At 44.1% G+C, this 3340-nt stretch carries 2 protein-coding genes; one reads left to right on the top strand and one right to left on the bottom strand.

Annotated features, from left to right (window positions below; translation table 11 throughout):
• The first annotated feature begins 184 nt into the window (after positions 1 to 184).
• The gene (locus tag ACYVG7_RS01955) at positions 185 to 2116 is read left to right on the top strand and encodes a methyl-accepting chemotaxis protein (RefSeq protein WP_460881565.1); all 1932 of its coding nucleotides are present in this window, start codon (positions 185 to 187) and stop codon (positions 2114 to 2116) included.
• A 79-nt stretch (positions 2117 to 2195) separates the two neighbouring features.
• Here ACYVG7_RS01955 and ACYVG7_RS01950 read toward each other — a convergent pair whose 3' ends face one another.
• On the bottom strand, positions 2196 to 3092 hold the full coding sequence (locus tag ACYVG7_RS01950) for an IS5 family transposase (protein WP_460881564.1): 897 nt from the start codon (positions 3090 to 3092) through the stop codon (positions 2196 to 2198).
• Positions 3093 to 3340: the final 248 nt, after the last annotated feature.

Here is a 3340-nt window from a genome sequence, read left to right as displayed (position 1 = left end):
TACAATTAAAATCGTGTTTGGAGCTGCTCAACTGATCGAGACTTGATCAACTTGTGCAAAGAATGATCATGCGTCGGCCCTGTTTATGCTGCTCACCCATGAATCAACGAGCCGTTTAAATGTGAACATATTTATACATTATCTAATTACAAGATGTATGATTTTAGAGCCATGGGAGTTAAATATGAACATAAAGAGCATTAAAGCAAAAATTACATTTTGTTTTTGTCTGCTGTTGGTTCTGTTGGTTTTTATTAGTTATGAAGGATATTTTGGTCCTGACAAAGTGTTAGCAAGGAGTGCTCAAATAGATGAGATGCAAAGCATATTGCAAAACGCATTACAAGCCAGGCGTTATGAAAAAAACATGATTATTCGAAGAGATGTCGAATCGAAAGAAAAAACAATTCAGTATATTTCCGAAATTAGACAGCAATTGCAAACGTTAAAACAAAAACCATTGATGACCAAGTATCAGGCAGAGATTAATGACATATTAAACGCAACAAATGAATATGAAAGTTTATTCTCAAAGTTGGCTTCTATTATGTTAACAGGTAAGTCATCTGACTCAGATTTATCTTCATTAGAGCCAGCGATGATTGCTACAGCCAGGAACATAGGAAAGATCAGCGAAAAAATAATTAACGAAGAAAAAATTGCAATGGATGAAGATCTGGCGTATTCCCATTACAAAATTATCATTCTTTCTACTATTGCAGTGATTTGTGGAATTATATTTCTATTATTAATGTCTCGCTCAATATTTAAATCCATTAATGAAATCATCAGAGTTTCACAGGGAGTCGGTGAAGGGAATTTAATGGTAAAGTCAAAATTGACTGGTTCCGACGAAATGGCGCGTGTTGCAAACTCAATACATAAAATGACGAAGAAAATTGGTCATGCCGTACATAGTATTACCATGACTTCGACAAAAATTTCAGATTCAGCCATGCAATTTCATTCTTTTTCCGATCGAATAGCAAGTAGTGTGGACGATGTTGCCGCTCAAACAACAAATCTAGCGGCAGCAGGAGAAGAAATTTCTACGACAGCCAATTCCATTGCGCTCAACTGTAATAATGCAGCCAAAGCAACACAACAAGCATCAGATACAGCCAATCGGGGTCACGATGTCATCCAAAATATGACCGGAATAATGGATCAGATCTTAAATACGGTTCAAGACTCTTCGCAGACTGTCACCAATTTAGGCGTAAGAAGCGATCAAATAGGCTCTATTGTTAGCACTATTGATGCAATAGCCGCGCAAACGAACCTTTTGGCTCTGAATGCAGCGATAGAAGCTGCGCGAGCCGGTGAAAAAGGTCGTGGATTTGCAGTGGTGGCAGATGAAGTTAGAGCATTAGCTGAAAGAACAACGCATGCCACGCAAGAAATCAGCGAAATGATCCAGACAATTCAAAATGAAACTAAAAATGCAGTTAAAGCGATGCAAATAGGCGTTACGCAGGCATCAATGGGAACCACTGAAGCGAATCGATCTGGTGATGCGTTGCGTGAAATCATTGCACAGGTGGATGAAGTTGTCACACAAGTCGATCAAATTGCTACCGCGACAGAACAGCAGACAGCAACAACATATGAGTTAGCCAATAATATCCATCAGATCATGACTGTTTTGCAACAAATCACCGAGGAATCACATGAATCGGTTCGACGAGCAAGTGGACTAAACCTGCTTGCGGATGAATTAATGCACAGTTTAAATGGATTTAAAATGGATGATGACGTGCTCCTGTCCATCAATAAAGCAAAAAATGCCCATATGATTTTTATTGGCAAGATAAAATCTCATTTGGATGGCTCTGCAAAACTGGATGTAAATAAACTACCAACACACCAAACTTGTGCATTTGGTCAATGGTATCACTCCTGTAAACATAGTCATCATGAACATCTGCATGGGTTTAAGGACATTGACATTGATGTACCACATCAGCAAATACATGAATTAGCAAAACAAGCAATTGTTGCGTTTGACAATGGAGATAAAGACAAAGCGAAGGGACTCTGTTCTCAAATGGATGAAACCATCCAAACGCTTTTAAATCATCTTGATAAAATGGGCAATGCTGTGCAACAAGCATAATCAAATGCCGCCCCAGCCGAAGATCACGAGCTGGGGCGAACATCCTGTGATTCGCCATTTAAGGCGTTATTCCCAGTTTTTAGTGAGATCTCTCCCACTGACGTATCATTTGGTCCACCCTAAACAGGTTGGCCAGGGTGAATAACATCGCCAGTTGGTTATCGTTTTTCAGCAACCCCTTGTATCTGGCTTTCACGAAGCCGAACTGTCGCTTGATGATGCGAAACGGGTGCTCCACCTTGGCCCGGATGCTGGCTTTCATGTATTCGATGTTGATGGCCGTTTTGTTCTTGCGTGGATGCTGTTTCAAGGTTCTTACCTTGCCTGGTCGCTCGGCGATCAGCCAGTCCACATCCACCTCGGCCAGCTCCTCGCGCTGTGGCGCCCCTTGGTATCCGGCATCGGCTGAGACAAATTGCTCCTTACCGNCACCAATGTGGGCCTTCATGCCAAAGTGCCACTGATTGCCTTTCTTGGTCTGATGCATCTCCGGATCGCGTTGCTGCTCTTTGTTCTTGGTCGAGCTGGGTGCCTCAATGATGGTGGCATCGACCAAGGTGCCTTGGGTCATCATGACGCCTGCTTCGGCGAGCCAGCGATTGATGGTCTTGAACAATTGGCGGACCAGTTGATGCTGCTCCAGCAGGTGGCGGAAATTCATGATGGTGGTGCGGTCCGGCAAGGCGCTATCCAGGGATAACCGGGCAAACAGCCGCATGGAGGCGATTTCGTACAGAGCATCTTCCATAGCGCCATCGCTCAGGTTGTACCAATGCTGCATGCAGTGAATGCGTAGCATGGTTTCCAGCGGATAAGGTCGCCGGCCATTACCAGCCTTGGGATAAAACGGCTCGATAACAGCGGTCATATCCTGCCATGGCAGGATATGCTCCATGCGGGAGAGGAAAATCTCCTTGCGGGTCTGACGGCGCTTACTGCTGAATTCACTGTCGGCGAAGGTGAGTTGATGACTCATGATGAACCCTATTCCATGGCTCCAGATGACAAACATGATCTCATATCAGGGACTTGTTCGCACCTTCCCTGGTTAAAGGAGCGAAGCAGTTCAAAAAAACTGTTGGTCTCCATAGTAGGGTACCTCTGCGTAGAGAACCTACGTCAAGTATAGGTCAGGCCCAACAGGCCTTGTTGATCAAATCCAAAGTCGGATACTCGCTCCCCAACCCGCCGGGCGGGCTTAGTTGACGGCCTGCCGAATGGGCA

It is taken from the genome of Pseudaeromonas pectinilytica (assembly GCF_054780855.1).
The sequence above is the reverse complement of the archived record's forward strand: the minus strand, read 5'-3'. Positions and strand labels throughout refer to the sequence as shown.